The organism is Helicobacter pylori (assembly GCF_006439795.1).
Classification (GTDB): domain Bacteria; phylum Campylobacterota; class Campylobacteria; order Campylobacterales; family Helicobacteraceae; genus Helicobacter; species Helicobacter pylori_CR.
In genome coordinates, this window is the sequence record NZ_VEYL01000002.1 from 107124 (window position 1) to 132533 (window position 25410).

Sequence of the window (25410 nt, forward strand, 5' to 3'; positions counted from 1 at the left end):
AAGGTTTTTACAAACATGATAAAAAGCCAAAAAGAATATTTAGAAAGAATTGAATACTTAAACACGCTATCGCACCATTATTACAACCTTGATGAGTCAATCGTAAGCGATGCGGTCTATGATGAACTTTATCAAGAATTAAAAGCTTATGAAGAAAAAAACCCTAATAGCATTCAAGCCAATTCTCCTACCCAAAAAGTGGGGGCTACTACCCCCAATTCGTTCAATAAAAACCCCCATTTAATGCGGATGTGGAGCTTAGATGATGTGTTCAATCAAAACGAATTGCAAGCGTGGTTGCAACGCATTTTAAAAGCCTATCCTAGCGCTTCGTTCGTGTGCTCGCCCAAACTTGATGGGGTTTCGCTCAATCTTTTGTATCACCATGGCAAGCTAGTGAGTGCGACCACTAGGGGTAATGGCTTAGAAGGAGAGCTTGTTACCCACAACGCCAAACACATCGCTAATATCCCCCATTCTATCGCTTATGATGGAGAAATAGAAATCAGGGGCGAGGTGATCATTTCTAAAGAGGATTTTGACGCTTTAAACAAAGAACGCCTAAACGCTAACGAGCCCCTATTCGCTAACCCCAGAAATGCCGCATCAGGGAGTTTGAGGCAGCTTGATAGTAAAATCACTAAAAAGCGTAAATTGCAATTCATCCCTTGGGGCGTGGGCAAGCATTCTTTAAATTTTTTAAGCTTTAAGGAGTGTTTGGATTTTATCGTCTCGTTAGGTTTTAGCGCCATTCAATACTTAAACCTAAACAAAAACCACCAAGAAATAGAAGACAATTACCACACCCTGATTAAAGAAAGGGAGGGCTTTTTTGCCCTTTTAGACGGCATGGTGATCGTTGTGAATGAATTGGATATTCAAAAGGAGCTAGGCTACACGCAAAAATCCCCTAAATTCGCCTGTGCTTATAAATTCCCGGCTCTAGAAAAACACACCAAAATTGTAGGAGTCATTAACCAAGTGGGGCGCAGTGGGGCGATAACCCCAGTCGCTGTTTTAGAGCCTGTAGAAATTGCTGGGGCTATGGTTACGAAAGCGACCTTGCACAATTACTCTGAAATTGAAAAAAAGAATATCATGCTCAATGATAGGGTGGTCGTCATTAGAAGCGGCGATGTGATCCCTAAAATCATCAAGCCTTTAGAAACTTATAGAGACGGCTCGCAACAAAAAATCATGCGCCCCAAAGTTTGCCCCATATGTTCGCATGAGCTTTTATGCGAAGAGATTTTTACTTATTGTCAAAACCTTAATTGTCCGGCAAGGTTGAAAGAAAGCTTGATTCATTTTGCTTCTAAAGACGCTTTAAATATTCAAGGCTTGGGCGATAAAGTCATAGAGCAACTTTTTGAAGAAAAACTCATTGTTAACGCCCTAGATTTGTATGCTTTAAAATTGGAAGATTTAATGCGGCTAGACAAATTCAAAATCAAAAAAGCTCAAAATCTATTAGACGCTATTCAAAAGAGCAAAAACCCTCCTTTATGGCGTTTGATCAACGCTTTAGGGATTGAGCATATCGGTAAGGGAGCGAGTAAAACGCTAGCCAAATACGGCTTACATGTGTTAGAAAAAAGCGAAGCTGAGTTTTTAGAAATGGAAGGCTTTGGGGTGGAAATGGCGCGTTCTTTAGTCAATTTTTATGCGAGCAATCAGGGATTTATCCGATCGTTATTTGATTTATTAAACCCTAAAAGTAGCGATACGGCTGAAGAAAAGCAAAAAAGCTCTTCTGTTTTCAGTGATAAAACGATTGTTTTAACCGGCACGCTTTCTAAACCACGGCAAGAATACGCTCAAATGTTAGAAAATTTAGGGGCAAAAATTGCTTCAAGCGTGAGCGCTAAAACCGATTTTTTAATCGCTGGAGAAAACCCCGGCTCAAAACTCGCTCTGGCACAAAAACATGGCGTGAGCGTTTTGAATGAAGAAGAATTGTTAAAACGCCTTAAGGAATTGGATTAAAATTAAAATCAAATACCCGGTTAAATTCTAAAGAAAAATTCCAATTTTCATTCTTAATGAATTTACTCACAAAATCCTATTTTATAGTAGAATGCGAAAAATAAAGACATTTTAAGGAGCAATGATGGAACACCATAAAGTGCACACAACCATTCAGGCTTTACAAGCCAAGCGCAAAAGGTTGCTAACCGAATTAGCCGAGCTAGAAGCAGAAATAAAAGTGAGCAGCGAACGAAGGAGCAGTTTTAACATTTCGCTTTCGCCGAGTTTGTTAGCCGAAATAGAAGAGATAGAATACGAAGAAAAAACAAGTAAAGAGCGAAGAATCAATCACAGCGTTTTACTTTCGCCTAGTTTTATGGCTAAAGTGGATGAATACATGAAAGAGAAAGGTTTTCCTAACCGCTCGCTCCTCTTTGAAAAAGCGTTGGAATTTTATATGTTAAAACACCCATAAACCAATAGCGGGCAAAAAACGAGAGGGTATTTAGGGTTTTGATAATGAAAAATCAAAAACTCCGTTTCTCTAGCTTTTTAGGGTCTTTCTTATTCAAAGCCTTGGCTTTGTCTATTTTTAGAGTTGAAATGCTTTTTAAAATCGGTCCACTCGCTTAAATCGTGTCTGTCAGTAACGCTATCGCTTTGACAAAAAATATAATAACCCTAAATGGGATTTTAAATCATTTCTAATAAGGGGATTTTATGATTTCTAACATCAGCACACGCCCAAAAACCTACCCACCTAAATTAAACGCAACCTTTTTAAATCCTATCAATTTTTTATAAAATTGATTATTATGGATGAACTAGAAACTAGTTTAGAGCAAAACGCTCTTATAAGACTATCAAATCTCATAAGCTTGCGCAACACCCAACAACTTACAAGTATCATCGCCACTCATGATCCTATTGTCTTAGATAGTTGCGAATGGGTATTGTTGGAATGGCAACATTGCTCAATACAAACCTTTAAATTCTATATTAAAATCTGTAGCTAAAACTTTTAACTTTAAAGAAAAACCAACCACAAAAGACTTATTAGCATTACTAAAGGATATTTAATGGGAGCAATTCTATCTATCCTAAAACTTGAAATCAAATCTTATCTCACCAATACAAGCACGCTATTTTGGACTTTTATTTATCCTATTTTAATGCTCCTATTACTAATTTTTGTTTTTTCAAAAAATACCACTGAAATTTTTTACTTTAATAATATTATAGGTCTAATGGGACTTCTTATTATTTCTAGCGCGATCTTTGGTCTCACTCAAGCTATAACAAGCTTGAGAATCGCATAATATATTCTTGTTCTACATGCTATCACCAGCAACTTTCAAACAAATAACTCTAGCATTAATCGCTTCAAGACTAATCGTTGTAATCCTATATGCTTTTATCTTTATTGTTCTCTCTTTTTATGCGCTCAATATCATCACTATTCTTAATTTTAAAGCGCTTATTTTGGGGTTTGTTAGTGTTTTTTCAAGTGCATTGTTTTGCTTTTGCTTGGCAATTTTTGTAGCTAGAATTTTTCAAAACGAACAAAGCATCTTAGGATTTTGTAATATCATCAATCTCTATGCACTAATGTCTTGTAATGTTTTTGTTCCTTTAGAATACCTACCTAATATTGGTCAATTATTTATCAAAACATCTATTTTTTACTACCTTAATCAACTTCTAATCAAAGCTTTTCAAGGGATTGATACTATACTGGTTTTAGCAACTTCAACATTTTTCATTATTGGTGGCATTATTTTATTTTTACTAAGCGCTAATCGCATGTTACTAACACCAAAAGAACGCATGCGTTAAACCCTTAGTCCCACCATTGATTCGTTTAATGGCTAAAAAAGGGGTAAGCCCCCTACTTTTAAAACGCTAAACGCATTCCAATATTTCCGGTGATATTGATCATTTTGTAATCCAATCCAAACCTAGCCCCCACCCCAGCATTCGCATAAAAGCTTTTAAACAATCTCACTTCCCCGCCTGTAGTGATGCTCGCAAAGGTGTTATAAAGCTCGCCTTTTCTGTAACTCAAAGTGTTATTGCCAATGAAACGCACCAATTTATCCCCCATAGATCTCACAAGCAAATCCCTACCAACGCCGCCAATCGCATAAAAATAAGAGTTTGTGTTGAAATAATGGCGGTTCTCTAAAGCAAGATCAATCGTTAAAACGGATTTTTTAGACGGATCGGCATTCGCTTTAAACTGATTGTAAAGCGCGTTATTCATCACTCCATCTAAACCGGTCATGCCAATATAGTAATACCTTAAACCAATTTGAGGTTTTAAAATGATGCTTTTGTTTTTAAACATGAAATCATACCCATAATTAACTTTTGCGTTCGTCGTCCATGTGCTGTATTTATAAGACTGATTGATCATAGAAAGCAGAGTGTCGTTGGAGTTGATTTGGGCTTTATTAGCCCCCCAAGTTTCATTGACGCTAAAGGTTAGCTCGCTCTTTTTAATGAAAGCTCTCGCATACAAGCCCACATCCACATTATCGGATTTAGAATTAGTGATGCGTTCATAAAACCCGCTATACCCATAAGCCGCATACCCTCCAACAATCACACCCTTAATAAATCTGTCATAGCCCACATTGACACCATAGAGCGTTCCTGTGCCATTTTCCACAAAGCTCACGCCCCCAACGCCGGTCGCCCAAAGGTTGTTTTTTAATTTATCCCTTTGAGAGTATTTTAAAATCACATCCATCGCATTAGGGATCGCATCAGCAAATCTTTGGTTTTTAAGACTACTCAAGCGTTCGCTAAAATCCGTTGAATCAAAGGAAGCGAAATTAGAAAGCTTGGCTAAACGGCTCATTTGTTGCGTGTAAGTGTTGAGCTGCAAAGCATCGGTGGAATTGTTTTTAAGATTGGGTTTAGAAAGCATGCCTAAAGTGCTGGTAATATCTTTCATTAAAGTCACAATGTGTTCAGTGGGATTGTCTTGCAAATAATAAGGAGCGAACAAGGGATTACCCCCCTTAGCCACAAAAAGCTCATTCAACCACAGAATGGAATTATTGCCCGCAGATTTGATCGCATTCAAACCAGTGCTGCCTTGAATGTATTTGATGTAATACTCCAAACTAGGGGCTTGAATGTTAATGGGTTTATCAGAGACGGTAACTTGAACTTTATCATAAAGGATAGATGAATACACCATTTGCCCTTGAGAATCTTTAAAGCTTACCACAAGACCGCCATCTTTAATATTGACCGGTTGGTTGTCATAGCTTAACGAATCGCCATTTAATCGCATGCGTTTGCCGTTAAAATCAATGAGGGTGTAAAGCTTGAGATAATCGCTCAAGCTCCCCCCAAGAATCATTTGATTATCATAGCCATAAACCATGCGTTTAGCATTAATAAGCGTGTAAGCACCTTGCTTGAGTTGAGTGTTAAAATGGATTAAAGCCTGATTGTTATAAGACATGATCGTAGAATTGCCAGTTACGCTTAATATCGTTTTATCAGTTGGGTGCTTGAGATTGAAAGTCAATGACCCTTCGCTCTTGAAATCGCCCCCCACATTCAAACCATTTTCATTCGTGCCAAGAGTCGCTCCTTTTAGCACATTGAGGTTACCGCTAATATCAGCCCTATAATTAGAGTTATTGTTAAAAGCGTTATTCACGATCAAGTTGTTGGCTTTAAAAGTGGCGTTTGATCCTAAATCCAAAGTCCCAATCGTAGTATTTTGTAAGACTTTTGAAAAATCCACTAATCCGTTCGCTTTAATTGTTCCTAAAAATGTGAAGTTATTCGCATTCACTTCTAGCGTTTCATCGGTTGGAGTGCTTGTGTTTGAAGGATTAGCTTTTTTCTCGCCCATGCAATTTAAGACATTCACGCAAATTTGACCTTTTTGAACGCTAATGTCATTTCGTGGCGCATTAAGAATTAAACCATTGGTAGCGTTTAAGGTGTCTAATGAAATATTAGAAAAATCTTTAGACACAAAAGAAAGCCTGCCCTGATATTGCGTGAAATTGATGGTGTTTTTCCCATTAAAAATAATGGACTTGCCCGCTACAAAATTCAATTCCCCTCCTGTAGCGTTACTAAACGAGCTGTTATTCACAAACACATAATCTTTAGCTAAGAAATTAAAATTCCCTTTTTGCCAAAGATTGTGCAATCCCCTAGAGCCTAGTAAAGATCCAAAACCCAATTGTTTTAACTCATCTTGTAAAGATTTAGGGAGTATGGAGCCTAAACCTTGATGATAAACGCCTCCTAAGCCCTTATCAGCGATGATTTTATTAATCATTTGCCCTAGGACTTGATTGCTCATGATTTTATTCACTACGCCTTCGCCCAATAAGTCATTTAACGCTTTTTCGCCTATGCTAGAAATGGTGTTAGTTAGCTCTTCGCTGGGGTTAGTGATGCTATTTAGAGCGATATTGACTAACACGCTCAAGTCCTGTGGACCGAGCCAAGAAATGAGCTTATTGATTAGGGGGGCTTGATTGATCATTTGATTGAGAATATCCCCAAAAGTCGTTTTATCCAAGAAACTCTGTAAGTCTTTGACATCAGAACTAGAACCTATTTTATCCAAGGCTTGATTCAAGCCTCCAGGCACAAAATTATTGGCAAAAGAACTCAAACTTTGCTTGCCATACCAGTTATTGATGAAATTCTCTACATTTTCAATCCCTAAAGTTTTAACGATGAATTTTTCAAACCCTGAAGAATGGGCTTGGATTTGCTCTAAAAGCATTTGATCAATTTCTTTTCTTTTTATAGGATCTAGCGCGTTTAAAAGCCCGTTTTCGCCAAAAACATCGCCCACCGTTTTAGAATTTAAAATTTCCATGATCGCGTTTTTAAAAGTGCTCACGCCTAAGAGGTTATTCACTTCAGTAGGGCTAAGCAAAGAGCTTAAAGTCTTAGATCCAAAATCTTTAGGGATCATGTTGGCTAAATCTTTGGGGATAGCGTTATTATTCAAGCTTTCTTCATAAACAATATTAGAAAGTGCATTCGCTAAACCTTTTTCTCCAAAAAGCTTTTCAATACCACCTTGCCCTAGATAAGAAAAGATTTTATCAGTCCCTTGAGCGTCAATATTGGCTTGATTAAGCACTAAATTTGTCGCGCTTTCAAAAGACACATTCGTGCTCCCCCCGCTCCCCCAAGCGTTCCCGCTGCCGATGGTTCCGGTAATGTAAATGTTTTTAGCCCTAAAGTTAGCGTTAATGTAGCCTAAATAAGGCGCGCTAGAATGGAGCAATTGCCCTAAATCAGTCTGCCTGAACATCTGGCAAGTGTTGTCCCCAACCGCGCATGGATTTTTATACCCATCGCCTCCAAACCACACCACGCTATTCGTGTTCGTTTGCCCTTCTTTGATCGCTCCTACAATGAGATTGCCTTGAGAGAAATCATAATTAGCCGTATTGGAAAAACCATTGATAATACCCAATAAGCTCTTCCAATTTGCTTGGTTTAAAGCAATACCATATTTCTTTAAAATGTCAAAAAGAGTTTCAAAACCATTTGGGCTATTGAGATTGAGATTGTCTAAAGCCCCTGAAGATAAAAGATTGGCTATTTTAGGCAAAAATTCCTTATCTAAACTGGCGATCATATTCAAATCTTGCTTAGTGATAGCCTGATTGTAAATATGTAAAGCTTGTAATGGCTGGTTTTGCGCGTTATAAGTCCCGGGTGTTTCATTGTTTTGATTCAAGCCTTTGATATTACTGCTCAAATAATAAGTGCCGGCTTTATCGCTTGTGTGATTATAGGAATTGGAGCTTTCATCATAAGGGTTTTTTTGGTAATCATACAAACTAGGGGCGAGATTAAACATCGTATTATTAGAAGCGCCATTTTGAGAGATTTGAATTTTCAAGCGGTTGTTATGCAAGGTTTCGGTAATCGTTTCAGTCGTGTTGAGTGGGTTAGTGAAACTCCAAGAATGAACGCCGTTATTAAACGAGTAATCAGCCTTGTCAATCTGTATGCCATAAAAACGGATCTTTTCATAGCCGTTATTCCCCATTAGACCCTGAATGTTTTGAGCTTGTAAAACATTATAAACTAAGGGCTTGTTTTTTGCATCAAACAAATTCACATTAGACAGATTCAAAATACCTTGAGATTCAAAGCTGAAATTCCCGCTTGCATTAATAGATAGAGCGTTACCGCTATTGCCTAAAAGGTTTAGAGTGCCATTCAAGAAAACGCTTTGAAAATTCAGGGTGCTGTTATTGCCTAAATCAAATGAAGCGTCTGCATTAAAAGTCGCTAATTTAGTGAAAGAAATTTGAGAATTATTGGAATAAAAACTCACAGGAGCGTTAAAAACGCTATCACCATTGAAATTCAACAAGCTTGATCCGTTGAGGTTGAAATTCGTTTCCCCTTCCACGCTAAGAGCGTTAAAACTCGCTTGAGAACTTTCAGCCAAATTCATCGTAGAATTTTGTTTAAAAGTGGAAGCCCCTTGGAAATTCAAATGGATATTTTTAGCCCTTAAATTGAGCGTCGCTTGATTGAAATTTGTATTCCCTTTGAAATTAATCAGGCGCACAGAGTTGCCAAAATCAGGCGTTTTACCAAATAAAGGAATGCCATAAAAGGTTACATTAGCGTTATTGAAATTCGCTTGATTGAAGCTGACTTGAGCGTTAGGGTTCAAGTTCAAATAAGACACCCCCTTAAAAGCGGTTGCACCGTTAAAATTCGCCACGCTATTATTGTAAAAAGAAAGGCTTGAAGCGTTTTCTAAAGTCGTTTGGGTCTGATCCCCCCCAATATTGATAGCAGCGTTGGGTTTGACTGAAAGCCTGGAATGATTGAAAGTCACATTCCCATTCAATGAAGACTGATTCACATTTTTAGACACATCAATGACGATTTGAGAGTTATTGAAAATAATGTTATTAGCTTTCAAATCATAGCGGATACCCCCTCCTAAAATGGAATCAGTGAAAATCAAATCCGTATTCGCAACCATATTCACATACGAAGAGCCGCTTTCAGTCGCTCCGTTAATATTAGTCCAGCCACTAAAAGTGGTGTTTTCAAAAGCGATACGCCCTGAGTTAAAATTAAAGCCTCCCCATGTGAAATCCCTAAAGTTAGAGTTTTTAATCTCCATAGAAAGCTTGGAATTAAAATTCGCCCATGAATGCTGGCTCGCGCTAGTTTGTAAGCCCATAGCCACGGTTTGGAAATTCGTGTAATTCAACCCGTCAGCGTTCAAGGTTTCATCAGCGTTAAAATTGATTGTCGCCCCACCGCCAGCATTAGGGTTGCCGACATTAAAGTTATTCGTTAAAAAGATATTAGTTGCGTTGAAATTGCCATGCAAATACAGCAAATTATTCTTGCCAAACCAGATCGATCCGCCATTGTTATTAGCCTTTTCTTGAGCGCTCCCTAAAAGCAAAGTCCCCACCACCGTAGCCCCAAAATTCAGCGACCACGCAAAAGCACTAGAGCCGATAAGATCTTGATTTTTATAAGGCGCGATATAGCACACCCCAACACACACCGGGGTTTTTCCTGGAATAAAATCAAACTGCTTCCTTACCTGACTCCAAATATCCTTAGAATCAGTGTCTGTGTGAAAAGATGAAGAATGGATAGTGAAATATTTATAGGTGATAGAACCCGGATTAAAAGTCTCTTCAAAAACAAATTTTTGGCCGTTGCTTTGGGTGAATTGCACAAAATAAGTGTTTTTCTCCGCCCTTAATAAAGTCCCTCTCTCACCACCATAATGGATCAAATTCCATAAATTTTTTGAAAAAACATTATCCGCCACAATTTCATTATTATATTTAATGTTATTCCCGCTTAAAAGCGTGTAGGTGGTGTTGTTGGTCAAATCCCTTTCAATGTTAAAGATACTATCATTTTCAATAGAAACTGATCCTTTAAGGCGGCTGAAAGGATCGCTGTTAATGAGCGTGTTTGTGCCTTTAAAAGTAATGTTTTTAGTGTCGTTAAACGAATAGCTACCGCCATTAAACGAGTTGTTGTTGAAAATAAGATTTTGCACTCTGGCGTTGATATTGTAGGAATTGAAGGTGTTGTTTTCTAGGGTTAGGGAATTTCCGGCACTGTTTTCACCCCCCTTATAAATCAAAGTGCCGTTATCGCTGAAATTAACATTTTTAATCACCGCATTCCCGTTAGCACTAGCGTTATCCACGCCAAAATTCCCCCCTCTATTCACAGATCCCCCATCCCAAGCAATATCACCCGCTTTAAGGTTAAAGCCTCCATGCGGGGTTTGGTTGCTAAAATTTGCGTTTGTTACATTCAAATTACCATTATTAACAATGAAATTCATCCATGAATTTTGCAAACCGGCTTTATCGTTATTAAGGTTTGCGTTAGCGATATTCAAACGCTTTTGAGCGTTAAACACTAAAATCGCGCCCCCACCGGTTTTGGCTCCATTACCAGAGCGAATCGTGCCGGTAATATCAATTTGACTCGCTTTAAAAACGCCTTGAATATAGCCCACTAGCCCCCATTCAGCCCCTGAAGTTTTCCCAAAACCCACCACGCTATTAGAAGTGGGATTCGCCCCATCAAGGAAAGGGGTGGTTTGGTTGAACACTAAAACGCTGTTAGTACCGCTATAATCTTGCGTGAAAACGCCTGTGCCAGCGATCTTCCAAGTCGTCATGCCGTTGAGATAGAACACGGTGTTACTGGCGTTGTTATTGACATTTTTGAGATTAAACGCATCATTATGGATATTCACGCAATGCGTATACCCTAGAGTGCATAAACGAGTGAGCGTGATCCCGTTATTAAAATTTTCTTTAATGTAGTAAGTCAAGCCGTTATCGGTGAATTGGACATTATAAATTCTAGCGTTGTTTGGCGTGGATTGATCCTTATTTACTAGCGTGCCGCTAGGATTTTCCCCGCTCGTCCAGTGCAACATTTGATACAAAGCGTTATTATTATCCTTATAATCCACGCTTTTAGCGTTAAGCAATTGGTAAGTCGTGCCTACGATTAAACTGCTCAAAAGCCCTTGCATGTTGAAAACAACGCCCTTATTGAAAGTGAAAGTTGTTTGAGCGCCGTTTATTTTGAATTGGCTATTCACATTAAAGGTGTCATCAGTAAAACTGACTTTAGGGGTATTATTGAAATTAAACACGCCCCCATTGAACAAGTTATGATTAAAATCCACTTGCTTGGCGTTAAAACTAAACGATCCGCCATTAAACGAGTTGTTATTAAAAGCGTCTGTCTGCTCTGTATGGTTGAAACTAAACGATCCGCCATTAAACTTGTCTTCAGTAAAGGTGTTATTCGCGCCATCAAAAGTGTAAGAAGCGTCATCTAAAACGGATTTTTCAATGGTGGTCTTGCCCTGAAACTTAAAATTCCCTGCTAAAAAGTTCGTGTTTTTAAAATGGTAAGAATTTTCAGCGCCTTGAAATTTGTAATAAGCCTTGTTGAAATTCACGCTATCAAAAGCGCCATTACCGGTAAAATCATACCCCCCACCCGTCCAATCGTAAAAATCAGATTGAGAAACATTGATTTTAGCGCTACCAGAGCTATCCCCTAACGCCATAAAAGTCATGTAAGAGTTTTGTGAAGTGGTTTTTAGGTTTTTAAAATCAGCTCCAGCGATATTAATTTCAGTCACGCCCACAAAATTCAAAGTCGCCCCCCCACCGGTTTGAGCGCCATTGCCAGACATCATGTTACCGGTGATATAAACCCTATCGGCTGTGAAAGTGCCGGTAATATAGCCCGTTTTCCCCCAATTGACTCCCTCATACCCCCCAAAACGCACCGTGCTATTAGATTTAGGGATCGCGCCATTAGCCCAAGGGGTCGTAGCGTTAAAGACTAAAGCGCTGTTTTTCCCGCCATAGGTTTGAGCAAATCTCGCATTAGTGTAATTCCAAGTGTTTAAGCCGTTAAGATAAAAAATCGCATCAGCTCTATCATCGTTAATATTTTTTAAATTAAAGACATTGCCATGGATATTCACACTATTGGTGTAGTAAATATCGTTCGCACCATAATAAATAGATTGTAAAACAATAGAATCATGGCTAAAAATTTGTCTAAAATGATAGAGCGTGCCGCCTAAATTGTAAGTTACATAGTAAGTGTGGGTGTTGTTATTAGAAGTGGCGTTTTTGCTGTTGTCCTTTGTGGCTTGCGCGTTTTTAAGCCTGATGATATTCCATAAGTCGCTGACATCATTATAAGTGATGTTGCCATTTTTCATGCTAAAGAGCGTGTAAGCACTTCCTATGCTAGGCGTGTAATTTTGAATGTTAAAAATCGCATTAGGATTAATGGTAACTTTACCGGTCATATTAACAAAGGGTGAAGTGGGGTTGTTGATCGTGGTTGTGCCTTGAAAATTAACATTAGCATCAGGTCTATTAAAAACGAACCAACCCCCATTAAAGGTCAAATTATTAAAAGTAATATTATTTGCATTAAGAATGTAGGCGTTTCCTATAGTATTAGCGTTGCCATTAGGCATGCTCCCCAAAATGCTGTTATTAAAGGTAACGCTATTGGCATTAAGATTGAGTTTGTAATGATTGATATTAGAGTTAGTAAAGGTGATGCTCCCCCCGATACCATTCCCACCCTTATAAGTGAGCGCGCCATTATTGTTGAAAGTTACTCCGCTGATGGTGGTTGTGCCATTGCTATCCACGTTATCAAAGCCAAAATTCCCACCATTGACAATCCCGCCATTATAAGTGATCTTTCGCCCCATAGCATTAAAGCCTCCATTAGGGGTTTGGTTGCCAAAATCTGTGTTTGTCAAATTCACGCTGTTATTGGAAATCAAATTGATCCAAGAAGTTTGCGTCCCGGCTCTGTTATTTTGAAAATAAGCCCCGTTAGTGTTTAATTCGTTTGAGCTTTCAAAAACCAGTATCGCCCCCCCACCGGTTTTCCACTCATTACCTGAGCCAACAGCCCCTGTGATAAAAATGTCTTTTGCCTTAAAAACCCCTGTAATAAAACCGATATAGCCCTTTTTCCCAAACCACACAGAAGAATTATTAGGCGTTGAAGAAGCGTTTTTTGTCCCTATATACAATTTGCTGTTGTTGTAGTTTTGCGTAAAACTCCTACTCCCCCCAGCCCAAGTGCGTAAAGGGCTGACATAGTAGGATTTGTTGCTGTTATTTTCATTCACGCTATTGAGCCAATACACCGAACTCTTATAATCTTCAGCGCTCAAAGCCGAAATGAACCCTAGCCCTAAAAAGATTTTTTTGTTGAGAGATAGAGGAGAATTTGAATGCGTTTTTAAGGAATAAATCGTCAAAGGTGAGTTTTTGATTTGATATTTTTTAGCGATTTTCTTTTTAACGCCCTTAAAAGAGCGGTTTTTACTAAAGCGTTCATTCCTTAAATCTATTTTACTACTTCTATAAGTCATATTTTGAACCCTTTTATATTATATAATTACATTTCTTCAACGAAATTTCCATTGTATTAACTAAAAGAAAACAAATCCTTTTACATGTTAGCAACCAATCTCATTATAAAAACCATCAGTTAGTTACTTTCTGTAATACATCTCCTTTAAAACGCATAACTATAAGCCGCATGGATAAAAACGCTCTCTAAAAAATAAGAATTTTTAAAAGAATTTCTAGTGTTTGAAAAAGGGATTTTAGCCCCAAGCTCTATGCGGTGGCGGTAATCAATCGTGCTGCCAAGCCCCACATTAAACAAGCCGTTATAACCCATAAACGAACTATTTTTCATGCCTAAATGGTTGCTTTGATAAAAATACCCTATCCCAAGCCCCCCATACACCCCAAAGCTGTATTTTTTGTAAGTGTAAAAATCGCTCAATACATCTACATTCATGCTCAATAAAGAAGTGTTAATCGTGTGCAATGCGGTGGGTTTTACCGCCATAAGGTAGGAAAATTCACCCCTTAGCGCTAGAGCTTTAAAAAAAGCGAATTGATACCCCCCTTTAGCCCCCCATAAAAAAGCTGTATAAGAAGAATCGCTAACGGGTTTTGGGGTTATTTTAATAGGGGCTAAACCCACCATAGCCCCAAAATAAATATGACTTTTTTTAGGCTCAAACGCCCCTAACAAACCCGCCCATAAAGCCAAAATTAAAACAATTTTTTTCATTCTAAAGTTTTTTGGTTTTGATAAAACCGCTTGATTTTGTCGTCTATGGGAGCGAGAAGGCGATAAAACACCGGCACAATGAGTAAGCTTAACACCATAGAAATCATCAAGCCCCCACTCATCGCAATCCCTATAGGGGATTTCATCGCCGCTCCATCCCCACTCGCCAACGCTAAAGGCAGCATGCCGCAAACCATCGCAATGGTCGTCATTAAAATCGGTCTTAAACGGGTTTTGCCGGCAAACAAAATGGCTTCTTGGATATTCAAACCTTTTTTACGCTCTTCATTCGCCACATCAATTAAAAGCGTGGCGTTTTTACCCACCATACCAATGAGCAAGATCAAGCCTATCATAGAGAACATGCTCAAAGGCTGATGGACTAAACCTAGAGCAAAAAACGCCCCTGAAAAGCTTAAAGGCATGGTAACCATGATGATAAAAGGCTCTAAAATGGACTCATACAACGCCGCTAAAATCATATAAATCAACACAAACGCTGTCGCTAGAGCGATCAGAAACTCCCCATTGGTCTCTTTAGCGTTATCCGCTTCTCCGGTAAATCTGTAATTCGCCCCTTCAACCAGCCATTCTTTAGTGTTTTTGCTCACTTGCGTTAAAATTTCCCCTAAAGAGATACCTGCTTTAGGCTGAGCGAGCACCGTAACGCTGCGTTGGCGGTTATAGCGAGAAATACTGGACGGGCTTTTAGTTTCTGTGATTTCCACTAAAGCGTCTAAAAACATCAATTTATCGTATTTATTACGCACTTGCAAGCGTTTGATGTCTTCTACAGAAACGCGCTTGTCATCAGGCACTCTAATGATCATGTCGTATTCTTTACCATCTTCTTTGAACACGCTCGCTTGAGAAGTCCCAGAGAAAGCAGAGCTCACCACTGAGCCAATGGTTTGAGCGCTCACGCCGTATTTGTTGGCGTTTTGTCTTAAGATCTTCAGTTGCAATTGCGGTTGCGATTCGCTCGTGCTTGTATGGTAGCCTTCGATCTTGCCTTTTAATTCAGGGCTCTCTAATAAGAATTTTTTCAAATTCGCTACGCTTTTATCCACCACTTCTTGAGAATGGGAAAAAACAAAGGTTTGGAAAGGCGAACTATCCCCACCGCCCCCTAAAAGTGAGACTTCAGAAAGATTGATACTCTCTAAATCTTTAGCTTCAGGCATGCTTTTTAATTCTTTCCTTAAAGCGCTCATCAACTCAAATTGCCCCAATTTATGCTCTTTTTTACGCTCTTTTAAAGGCTTGAGCTGCACAAAAATTTTAGCCTTAAAAGGGTTTTGTGTGGTGCCATAACCCACTTGCAAGGTCGTAAATTCCACTTCAGCATGCTTTTCAATCGCTTCTTGAAAGCCCTTAACCTTTTTAGTCATGTAGTCTATACTCACGCCCGGTTTAGCCCTAAGCCATACTAAAAACCTCCCCCTATCTTCTTTCAGCATGAACTCCATACCCAATTTAGAAGCCACAAAAAGCGAACCCATAAACACCAAAACCACCGCTATAGAGATAATGAGCTTGTGGTTTAATACCCATTGGAGCAACTTGGTATAACGAGACTCTAAAGCCTTAAAAAAAGGCTCACTCCACACATAAAAACGAGAATGCCTGGGATTGACCACGACTGAGCTTACCATGGGGATAATCGTAACGACCACCACATACGATAGAGCGATCGCTAAAGCCACCGTGATCCCAAAACTTTGGAAAAAGCGCCCAATAATGCCTTTCATGTTCCCTATAGGCACAAAAACAGAAAGCAGCATCACTGAAATCGCCACCAGAGCAAAGCCAATTTCCCTCACCCCCTCATAGCTCGCTTTTCGTTTACTCATGCCCATTTCTAGCTTTTTATGGATATTTTCAATCACCACGATCGCATCATCAATGATAATCCCTATCGCCAGCGTTAAAGCCACCATGGTGAGCTTGTTTAATGAAAAGCCCATCCATTGAATGAGCGCAAAAGTCCCCATGATAGAAATAGGGATAGAGATCGCTGAAACGAGGGTGATCGTGCCGTTACGCAAGAACGCAAACACCACTAAAACCGCTAAAATCGCCCCCAAAACTAGATCAAATTTCACGTCTTCAATAGAGGTGCGGATATAGCTCGTGGTGTCTAAAAAGGGTCTGATTTCATAGCTAGGGCTAATGGCTTGAATGTGTTTTAAAGCTTCATACACCCTATCTACGATTTCAATTTCATTCGCTCCGGCAATCTTTTGGATTTCTAAAATCACACCGGGTTTGTCTTTAAAGCTCGCAAAAGTGTTGTCTTCTTCCAAACCGATTTCAATCCTTGCAATATCGCCAAGACGCACATGATTACCCACTTGAATCTTTTCCACATCCGCCACGCTATAACTATTCGCATTGATTAAAATAGACAATTCTCTTTGGCTATTGACAATGCGCCCCCCATCAATTTCTACATTCTCCGCTTTAAGCGTGCTGAAAAGATCCGCATAAGTCAGGTTGTATTTATTCATCAAAGTGGGATCGGCATAAATCCTAATCTGGCGCTCTCTAAAGCCGTTGAGCTGCACGCCCCCTACCCCATTGATTTTTTGGAGCATGGGTTTAATGGTGTTTTTAGCGTAGTCATTAAGGGTTGTAGCCGGCACGCTTGAACTGCTCACAAACAATGAAATAATGGCTTGGCTGTCGGTATCAAATTTATTGATAGAGGGTTTTTTAATGTTGGAGTCATCAAAACGCACCGAAGAAATTTTATTAACCACATCGTTTAAGGCTTCTTCATTAGGCTTTTCCAACTCAAATTCAATGACAACGATACTCACATTTTTAGAACTCGTGGAAGTAACCTTTTTGATCCCATCAATCCCCATCACCGCTTCTTCAATCTTATCGGTTACCTTACTTTCTATGATTTCAGCGCTAGCCCCAGGATAAGTCGTAGTAACCACCACCGTAGGCAGATCAATTTTAGGGAAAAGCGCCACGCTCAATTTTTTAAAACCCATAGTCCCAAAAAAGACAATCGCCAAAGCAAACATTAAGGTCGTAATAGGACGATTAATCGCTGTTTTATACATCAAAATACCCTATTATTTCGTTTGGATAAACCCATCGCCAAAAAGCCCCACTGCCATAGGCTTAGACAAAAGGGCTTCAGCACTCACTTTTCTGGTGTTTTCATCAACCGTGGGGTAAACCTTAGTGATTTTAGCTTCATGCTGATTGGAATCCCCATCTATGGAGTAAATGTAAGTATCCCCCACTTTGACTGCATTAATATATTTAGAATCAAATTCAATAACCAATTTCTTGGCATGGCTGACTAATCTCAATAACACCGTATTATTCGCGCTCACCCCTTCGCCCACTTGAATGTTTTTACTCGCTATCACGCCATCAAAAGGGGCTCTTAAAATGGTTTTATTCAATACCGCAATAGAATAAGCGTAATCTGATTCCAAACGCCTGTAATTAAACTCATAACCCTCTAGAGTGTTTTTATCCACAGCGCCCCCAATTTTGCTGTATCGTTGGTATTGCTTTTTAGCGAAAATGAGTTGTTGCTCGGTAGAATCGCTTTGAGCCTGTTTGTCTTGATTATACAAAAGCAACAAAACATCGCCCTTTTTGACCACGCTCCCCTCAGTAACCTTAATGCTATCCACAATCCCTGTGCTGTCTAAGGTGAGCTTGGAGTCTTGCATCGCTTTCACATTGAAAATCGCATACACTTTTTCGCCAGCTTCCAAACTCAAAAAACTCAAAAAAAGTCCTATTAAAATTTTTCGTATCATTTTTATTCCCTTAATGCACATAGTCGTCTATTTTATGCCCGCTGTTGAAAATGTAATTGGCTTTTTGCACTTCATAATTATTGAGTGCTAAATTGTAAGCCACTTCCGCATCAAAGCGCGTGGTTAAACCCCTTAAATAAGTGGTGAAATCCACTAAATTAGCGTCGTATTTCCTTTTAATATTGGCAAAAGAAAGATTAGCCGCATCCAAACTAGCCTTTGAAGATTCAATCTTGGCTCTGGCAATATCAAGCGACTTTCTGTAAAGCTGTTCGTCTTTTTCTTGCTCCAGTTTTTTATACGCTAAATTCTTTTCATTCGCTAATCGGCCTAACATGATGGATTGTTTTTGCAAGCTCAACCCTATATCATCAAAAAATTTCATGCTCGCAGTAACCCCAGCCGTATTTTGCTGACCTGGGAAGAAGTTCCCAAAACTCCCCAAAGCGTAAGCGGGTTTTTGGATCCAAAAGAGCCATGAGTCATAGACATCCACCGTGGGGTAGTAATTGAGTTGCTTGTTCTGGTATTTGAGCGCGGAAATTTGCTCTCTTAAAGAGACTAAATCTTGCCTATCTCTTAATTGCAAATTAGGCGCATCAATCGTAGTCTTTTTTAAATTTTTCACGCTGAGGTTAGTGAGATATTCCAAAGTCAAGCGGTTTTGCTCCAAAGCAAATTGCATGTCTAAAATATCGTATTCGCTCAAATTCCCTTGCGCTTTTAAGCTTTGCAAATCATCAATGGTCGTTAGCCCTTTGTCATAGAGCTTAGTAACCCTTTTAATGTCCGTTTTGATTTGCTCTAATTTCTTTTGTAAAGCGATCATGCGAGCGAGATTGTTAAAATACTCATAATATTGTTGCACCACTTGCAAATACACGCTTTGGCGGCTATACTCTAAATTAGCCACAGTGGATCGGTAAGTCGCAGACTTTTCTTTGACATTATTCACATCGCTAAAGCCATTAAACACATTCAATTTGACTTGAGCCTGGAGTTGTTGCGTGTTATAATGCTTGAAGTGCGGAGTGTCCCTATTTTCATTTTTAAAATAATAATTCGCATCCAAAGTGGGCAAAAACATCGCTTTTGCGATGGTATGGTTTTTCATCGCTTGCTTGACACTGAGTTCTTGCGCTTGCAAACTGAGATTGGTGGTAGCCCCCTTTAGCAATTCATAAAGTCCCAAAGCGGCTTTATCGCTTTTTTCATGGTATTTGGCAATCTCTTGATTGATAGTGGTCGCTGTTTCTTTAGGCGAGGGCAAAAAACTCGGTGTCGCCTCTAAAGAACTTGTCGGCGGATCAATGAGCTTTAAATTCTTATGGCTATAATTGTTAAGGATTTGCTTGATTTCATCTGGGGTTTTAGAGGGGGTTTGCGCTAGAGTTAGAGTAACACACAAACCCAATAAGCTCATGCATCTTATGATAGTTTTCATCAATCCCCCCTATCGCCTGGTTTTAGCGTGCACTAATTGCACTAAATACTTCGCGTTTTCTCTGGGTAAATCCGGTAGCATCCCATGCCCTAAATTAAAAATATGCCCTTGATGGCCCATGACTTTTAAAATCCTTTCAACCCCTTCTTCTAAAGCGTTTTTATCATAAAGGCGGGTGGGCTCTAAATTCCCTTGCAAAACATACTTACCGCCTAAAATCTTTTTTGCCGCAGTTAAAGGCGTGCCCCAATCCACGCCAAACACATCAAATTCCCCGTCTATGCTATCCAAATAAGCGCCAATCCCTTTAGGGAAAAGGATAACCGGGATATGCGCATAGCGTTTTTTAAGCTCTTTAGAGATTTTTTTCAAATAATCCCAACTGAATTTCAAATACGCTTCTTTTTCTAAAGCGCTAGCCCATGAGTCAAAGATCGTCACCGCATTGGCCCCTGCTTGGATTTGAAGGTTCAAATACTCTATCAATTCAAGGCTTAATTTTTCTAAAAGCGCTTTTAAAACTTCAGGCTCACTATAGAGCATTTTCTTGCTTTTAGCATACGATTTACTCCCATCGCCTTCTATCATGTAAGTCGCTAAAGTCCAAGGCGATCCGCAAAAACCGATTAACGCTTTCTCTTTAGAAAGCTTTTGGCGCGTTTGAGAAATCGTATCATAGACATAGTTTAGTTGTTTATAAGCCCCTACTTTTAGGCTTTCCACGCTTTTTAAATCCGTAATCGTCTCTAAAAAATGCGGCCCCTTTTTGGGGATAAACTCCAAATTCAAGCCCATTTCCAAAGGCACTACTAAAATATCGCTAAACAAAATAGCCGCATCCACGCCTAAAATCTCTACCGGCTGCAAAGTAACTTCTGTGGCTAAATCGCTATTTTTACACAATTCCAAGAAACTCCCCGCTTTTTTACGACTCTCTTGGTATTCGCTAAGGTAACGCCCCGCTTGCCTCATCATCCAAATAGGCGTATAAGGTGTTTCTTTTCTAAAACATGCATCAATGAAAATCATCATAAATCCTTAAAAGTTTGTCTAATTATGGTTTTTATACTCTATAGTTAGTTTTTAAAACGAATATTTTACCCTAAAAATCTAGTAAAATCATAAAAGGTGAAAGTGATACCAATAGAATAGATATTCAATCGTGGCGTGCCAAAGGCTTTAGAAAATTTGCTTTGGATAAAATAAAAAGGGATACCACCCCTTGCTTCTATACTCAAGCCAAAATTTTTAGCCGCATTGAAAAACAAGCCCATACTCCCCACCGCTGATTGGATATTGAATTGATACTTATCAATCTTAGCCCCTAAAATTTGAAGCTGATAGCCTAAGGCGATTTTAGGGATAACCCACCCCTTAAAAAGCCTCACCCCAGCGACTAGCCCAGCGCTCATGAAATACGAATCGCCCATTCCTGCATCCAAATACCCCCCTAATAAAGCTTTCTTTTTTAAAATATATCCTGCCTGAAAGCCTAAAGAAGCGTCATGGTAAATTTTATCCATTAAAATAGGTGGGCGGTTTTTAGGGCGGATGGGGGATCTTTTAGTCGTTTTTGCATGCTGATACAGATAGCCGATTTTAAAAGAGCCAAAGTATTTTTTAGTAGGCTCTAAAGGTTTAAAGAAACTCCAATCCTTTTTGGCTAATAAAACCCCTTTCAAAAGGCTTAAGATTAAGAAAAATCTAAAAATCAAAGTTTTAATTCCCATTTTTGTTTGGAAAATTCCACAATCTTTCCATGGAATCTCGCATAAAGTTGCGCTAAAGGAATGGTGTTTTCATAAAGCGCTAAGGCGGCATTTAAATTCTCTTGAACGCCTTTTTCAAAAAAATGTTGCAATTCGTCATAATCTTCTATCTCTATGCCTAATTTTTTTAAAAAAAGGTAGCTGTATTTATCCACCACCATCACTTCTTTAGCGCATACATAGCATAAAATCGCATCTGCGCTTTCTTTGCCAATACCCTTTTGGTCTAAAAGCCACTCTCTGGTTACTTCTTGTTTAAAATTTTCAAAACTTTGAAAGTCTTTTAAAATATTCTTACTCAAATCAATCAGTCGTTTGGCTTTTTGGTTATAAAACCCGCTAGGGCGGACACACTCTGCAAGCTTTGAAAACTCTATATAAGCGATTTTTTTAAGATTGATCTCATCATCATTTTCTAAAATGAAAGCGTTTTTTAGATTTTCTAAAGATTTCAAAACGGCTTCAAATTTAGTGTTTTGCGTTAAAACCGCCCCTAGTAGAGCTTCAAATTTCAAAGCGTTAGGCCACCACCAAGAAGGGGCATTTTTCAATAAATCCAAGCTCTTTAAAGCCTTTAAAATCTCAAAACTATCCAACACAATAACCGCCTGTAATAAAAAGAAATCAAAAAGAGTATTTTATTGAAAAAGAAGCAAAAACTAAAGCGAAAAGCCAACGCTTAAAGCGTTAGCCCCATACAAACACCTTTCTTAAAGCTAAGTTAAAAGCCTTAAGATATTTTGTTGAACGGTATTGGCTTGACTCATCGCATAGCTACCTGATTGCGCCAAAATGTTGTTTTTGTTGAAATTTGCGCTCTCTTCAGCGAAATCCACATCCCTAATTTGAGATTCAGCCGCTTTAACATTCACTTGAGTGATGCTGATGTTATTCACGGTGCTAATCATTTGATTTTGCACAGAACCTAAATCAGAGCGGACTTTATCCAACATTTTCATCGCAGACTCGGCAATATCAATCACCACCATCGCGCCTCTTAAGGTTGTAACCCCAGATCCCAAGCTTTGGTTACCGCTAGCGATCACGGCGTTATAGTTCGCGCCACTCGCTGATTTGACATTAGCGTTAAAATTCCCAGTAACATCGCGCAAATTCACCGTGGTTTCTGCCACTTGAGATTCCCCAAAACCAATCGCTGTGAAACCTAAATGCTGTGAATCAGAAGCTGAAACGACATTGATGCTCTTAGCGTCTAATCGTGTGAGAGAAAGCCTTCCGTAGTTAGTAGAGCCTTTTGTTAAATCCTGACCGCCATTAACCATCGTTAAAGCACTAGGCCCATTACTGACGCTATCGGTCTTGATTTCAATCCCACGACCATCTATACTACGCAAATTCAAGCGCCCTTTTTGATCCGTATAAGCTTCCACACCGGTTTCTGAAGTAACCGCATTGATCGCTGCGACTAACCTTCCGTCTGAGTCATTTTTCTTAATATCTGCGATATTACCCAAATGAATCCCATTTAAGGTTAAATTACTCAAACTTCCTGATTGGACCGCAACATCGCTTGTGGTGATAACGCTCGCATAAGCTTTAACGCCTGTTCGGTTAGAATTTTTGTTGATCACTTCTGCTAACACGCCGATCCCTGTGCCTGCTGAACTAGAGACTTTCACGCTCTCTAAAGTTACATCATTCACGCCATCCACTTGTTTAAAAGTCAAACTGATATCCCCAGAAGCGGTGATTAACGCACCCGTAGCGATACGAACCTGACCGATTTTATCGGAAGTGGTAGAGCCGATAGAAGCCTTAATACTTTGGTTAGAATAAGCCCCTACTTGGAATTCTTTGTTGGTGAATTGACCAGACAATAACGCTTGCCCGTTATAAGTAGTCGTGTTACCGATATTGTCTAAACCTTGAATCAAACGAACGATGTCAGACTGAATCGCTTTACGAGATTCTGTAGTTTGCCCGTCTTGAGCCGCTTGAGTCGCTTTAACCTTAACGGTGTCTAAGATTTTTAACTGCTCATCCATAGCCTTATCTGCAACCTGGATAATCCCCATGCCGTCATTCGTGTTGGCAATCGCTTGACCCAAACTGCTCGCTTGTGAACGCAAAGAATCCGCCACCGTCATGCCTGATGCATCATCAGCCGCTTTATTAATCCTTAAACCCGAACTCAATCTCTCCAATGAAGTTTTAAGCGCATTTTGAGTGAGTGCGGATTGCACATGTGCATTCATCGCATTGATATTTGTATTGACCTGAAAAGCCATTGTTGTAACTCCTTGTTATAAAAAAACCCAAAGGCATCCTTGCTTTTGGTTGGAACTATTATCGGTTAAAGTTTGAAATTTTAAAGGGCTTTATTTTAAAAGCAAAATTAGGAGCATGAAAATGGGCTATAATAAAGAAAATTTATACCAAATCTTATTGAATGCAAACACCAATGGATACCATAAAAAACATTCCATTAAGGACTTTCATTTTACTCTATAAAAGCTCACCAAAATGTGTTGTGTTGGCATCAATTACAGTGCTATTTATCGGCATTATTCCATCTATAAATATTCTTGTTATGATAAGATTGATTGATATTGTGGTAGACCTATTGCAAAATCATACGCATTTTGAATACAGCTTGCTGTTACCAACTTTGCTACTATGGGGAGCCTTGCTGTTTTTAACGCATGTGTTCTCAGGAATTTCATCAAGCTTGCAAACCATTATTGCTGAACAATTTTCTATAAACATCATCACTCAGCTTGCTAATAAACTCACAAAAGTTAAAAATCTAAATTTTTTTGAAAACAAAGATCACACTATTAAGCTTAACGCTATCCATAACGGTCTATACATCCGTCCCCTAAATTATGTCAGTAATCTATTTTTTAACTTGCAACGCATTATAGGGCTTGTGAGTCTGTTTGGGATATTATTTTCCATTAGTATTTATCTACCCTTTATAATGATTTTTGCAACAGTGCCTTGTATTTTCATCTCCAATCATATAGCAAAAAAACATAGTGCTTCCATAGATAAGCTTCAAGACAAAAAAGAGAGCATACAAAATTATCTATATTCTGGACTAGATAACCAAAAGAACAAGGACAACCTATTATTTAACTTCATGCTAAATTTTCATCATAAATTTATTGAAAACAAAGAATTATATATCAATCATTTTGTGAAAATCGCCCAAAAAAACTTAATGCTTACCATATATGCTGATATTTTAATCACCACTCTAAGTATCGCACTATTTTTTCTAATGGTTTTTATTATCCTTTCAAAATTAATTGGTGTGGGAGCAATTGCTGGGTATATCCAAGCATTTAGCTCTACCCAACAGCAACTACAAGATTTATCATTTTATGGAAAGTGGTTTTTTGCTATCAATAAATACTTTGAAAATTATTTCTGTATTTTAGATTACAAAATGCCAAAACCAGAAACACAAATCAAATTAGAAGAAAAAATCCATAGCATTACATTTGAAAATATTAGTTTCTCTTATCCTAATTCAGAACTTATTTTTGAAAACTTTAATCTCTCTTTACACTCTGATAAAATTTATGCACTAGTCGGCAAGAATGCTAGCGGAAAAACCACGCTGATTAAATTATTGCTAGGGTTTTATATCCCAAATTCAGGTCAAATTATTATCAATAACAAATACTCGTTACAGGATTTAGAGCTAAACAGCTACCACCAACAAATGAGTGCCATATTCCAAGATTTTTCTCTTTATGCTGGGTATAGCATTGATGATAATCTTTTCATGCAAAACAACCCCACAAGAGAGCAATTAAAGCAAAAGAGAGAAATGCTAAAATCTTTTGATGAAAATTTTCAAAATTGTCTTAATGATTATAGCAACGCATTATTTGGAACACAGTATAATGGGATAGATTTTTCTCTGGGTCAAAAGCAACGCATAGCCACTATAAGAGCCTTTTTAAAACCAAGTCATTGTGTTGTTTTAGATGAGCCAAGCAGTACTATTGACCCCATTATAGAAAAAGAGTTTTTGGATTTTATTTTTAAAAAATCGCATTCTAAGATGGCTTTAATTATTACACACCGCATGAATAGTGTCAAGCAAGCTGATGAAATTATTGTGTTAGACAAAGGCAAACTAATAGAACAGGACAACTTTGAAACCCTTATGAAAAAACAGGGATTATTTTACGAATTGTTTTTGAAGCAACAATACTAACGAGCGGTTAAAATGTTTGGTAATTTTGGGTATAATCCCAAAAGATTCAAATTTAAATAAGGAATG

The 25410-nt window shown here is 38.6% G+C and carries 12 protein-coding genes and 2 pseudogenes; 5 read left to right on the forward strand and 9 right to left on the reverse strand.

What is annotated here, in order from left to right:
* Positions 1–15 precede the first annotated feature (15 nt).
* From ligA to FIM66_RS01710, 4 genes and pseudogenes are all read left to right on the forward strand, one after another.
* Positions 16–1986 carry an NAD-dependent DNA ligase LigA gene (ligA, locus tag FIM66_RS01690; RefSeq protein WP_140599858.1) on the forward strand — a complete coding sequence of 657 codons (1971 nt, stop codon included), beginning with the start codon at positions 16–18 and terminating at the stop codon, positions 1984–1986.
* 124 nt (positions 1987–2110) lie between these two features.
* Positions 2111–2443, forward strand: coding sequence for a hypothetical protein (locus FIM66_RS01695; protein WP_000399944.1), 333 nt, complete (start codon positions 2111–2113; stop codon positions 2441–2443).
* A gap of 328 nt (positions 2444–2771) precedes the next feature.
* Positions 2772–3048, forward strand: a pseudogene (locus FIM66_RS08115) (ATP-binding cassette domain-containing protein); the annotation flags it as partial.
* Positions 3048–3804: pseudogene (locus FIM66_RS01710) on the forward strand (ABC transporter permease). The pseudogenes FIM66_RS08115 and FIM66_RS01710, both read left to right, overlap by 1 nt.
* Before the next feature lie 58 nt (positions 3805–3862).
* On the opposite strand, the gene FIM66_RS01715 reads toward FIM66_RS01710, so the two are convergent.
* From FIM66_RS01715 to FIM66_RS01755, 9 genes are all read right to left on the reverse strand, one after another.
* Positions 3863–13429, reverse strand: a complete 9567-nt coding sequence (locus tag FIM66_RS01715) for a vacuolating cytotoxin domain-containing protein (RefSeq protein ID WP_140599859.1) — start codon at positions 13427–13429, stop codon at positions 3863–3865.
* 146 nt (positions 13430–13575) lie between these two features.
* Entirely contained in the window at positions 13576–14145 is a 570-nt protein-coding gene (locus FIM66_RS01720; RefSeq protein WP_050836557.1) for an outer membrane beta-barrel protein, read from the reverse strand.
* Positions 14142–17222 (reverse strand): efflux RND transporter permease subunit HefC, encoded by a 3081-nt coding sequence (hefC, locus tag FIM66_RS01725; RefSeq protein WP_140599860.1) that lies wholly within the window; start codon positions 17220–17222, stop codon positions 14142–14144. Before hefC ends, FIM66_RS01720 begins: the two co-directional genes overlap by 4 nt.
* 12 nt (positions 17223–17234) lie before the next feature.
* Complete coding sequence (gene hefB / locus FIM66_RS01730; protein ID WP_140599861.1) at positions 17235–17939, reverse strand: efflux RND transporter periplasmic adaptor subunit HefB; 705 nt, start codon at positions 17937–17939, stop codon at positions 17235–17237.
* A 10-nt stretch (positions 17940–17949) separates the two neighbouring features.
* Positions 17950–19383, reverse strand: coding sequence for an efflux RND transporter outer membrane subunit HefA (hefA, locus tag FIM66_RS01735; protein WP_140599862.1), 1434 nt, complete (start codon positions 19381–19383; stop codon positions 17950–17952).
* Positions 19384–19392: 9 nt separating this feature from the next.
* A complete protein-coding gene (hemE, locus tag FIM66_RS01740; protein WP_194149233.1) occupies positions 19393–20412 on the reverse strand; it encodes a uroporphyrinogen decarboxylase in 1020 nt (339 codons plus the stop codon).
* Between the two features lie 68 nt (positions 20413–20480).
* On the reverse strand, positions 20481–21098 hold the full coding sequence (locus tag FIM66_RS01745; protein ID WP_140548372.1) for a hypothetical protein: 618 nt from the start codon (positions 21096–21098) through the stop codon (positions 20481–20483).
* Positions 21095–21751 (reverse strand): 3-methyladenine DNA glycosylase, encoded by a 657-nt coding sequence (locus FIM66_RS01750; protein ID WP_140599864.1) that lies wholly within the window; start codon positions 21749–21751, stop codon positions 21095–21097. Before FIM66_RS01750 ends, FIM66_RS01745 begins: the two co-directional genes overlap by 4 nt.
* 117 nt (positions 21752–21868) lie before the next feature.
* On the reverse strand, positions 21869–23401 hold the full coding sequence (locus tag FIM66_RS01755) for a flagellin A (RefSeq protein WP_000885496.1): 1533 nt from the start codon (positions 23399–23401) through the stop codon (positions 21869–21871).
* 173 nt (positions 23402–23574) lie between these two features.
* Between FIM66_RS01755 and FIM66_RS01760 the strand changes: the two genes are divergently transcribed.
* Positions 23575–25344 carry an ATP-binding cassette domain-containing protein gene (locus tag FIM66_RS01760; RefSeq protein WP_238700913.1) on the forward strand — a complete coding sequence of 590 codons (1770 nt, stop codon included), beginning with the start codon at positions 23575–23577 and terminating at the stop codon, positions 25342–25344.
* Positions 25345–25410 lie beyond the last annotated feature (66 nt).

Coding starts and splice junctions, on each gene's coding strand:
- FIM66_RS01695 (WP_000399944.1), top strand. CDS start 2,111: ATGGAACACCATAAAGTGCACACAACCATTCAGGCTTTACAAGCCAAG.
- hemE (WP_194149233.1), bottom strand. CDS start 20,412: ATGATTTTCATTGATGCATGTTTTAGAAAAGAAACACCTTATACGCCT.
- FIM66_RS01760 (WP_238700913.1), top strand. CDS start 23,575: ATGGATACCATAAAAAACATTCCATTAAGGACTTTCATTTTACTCTAT.
- FIM66_RS01720 (WP_050836557.1), bottom strand. CDS start 14,145: ATGAAAAAAATTGTTTTAATTTTGGCTTTATGGGCGGGTTTGTTAGGG.
- FIM66_RS01755 (WP_000885496.1), bottom strand. CDS start 23,401: ATGGCTTTTCAGGTCAATACAAATATCAATGCGATGAATGCACATGTG.
- hefB (WP_140599861.1), bottom strand. CDS start 17,939: ATGATACGAAAAATTTTAATAGGACTTTTTTTGAGTTTTTTGAGTTTG.
- hefA (WP_140599862.1), bottom strand. CDS start 19,383: ATGAAAACTATCATAAGATGCATGAGCTTATTGGGTTTGTGTGTTACT.
- hefC (WP_140599860.1), bottom strand. CDS start 17,222: ATGTATAAAACAGCGATTAATCGTCCTATTACGACCTTAATGTTTGCT.
- FIM66_RS01715 (WP_140599859.1), bottom strand. CDS start 13,429: ATGACTTATAGAAGTAGTAAAATAGATTTAAGGAATGAACGCTTTAGT.
- ligA (WP_140599858.1), top strand. CDS start 16: ATGATAAAAAGCCAAAAAGAATATTTAGAAAGAATTGAATACTTAAAC.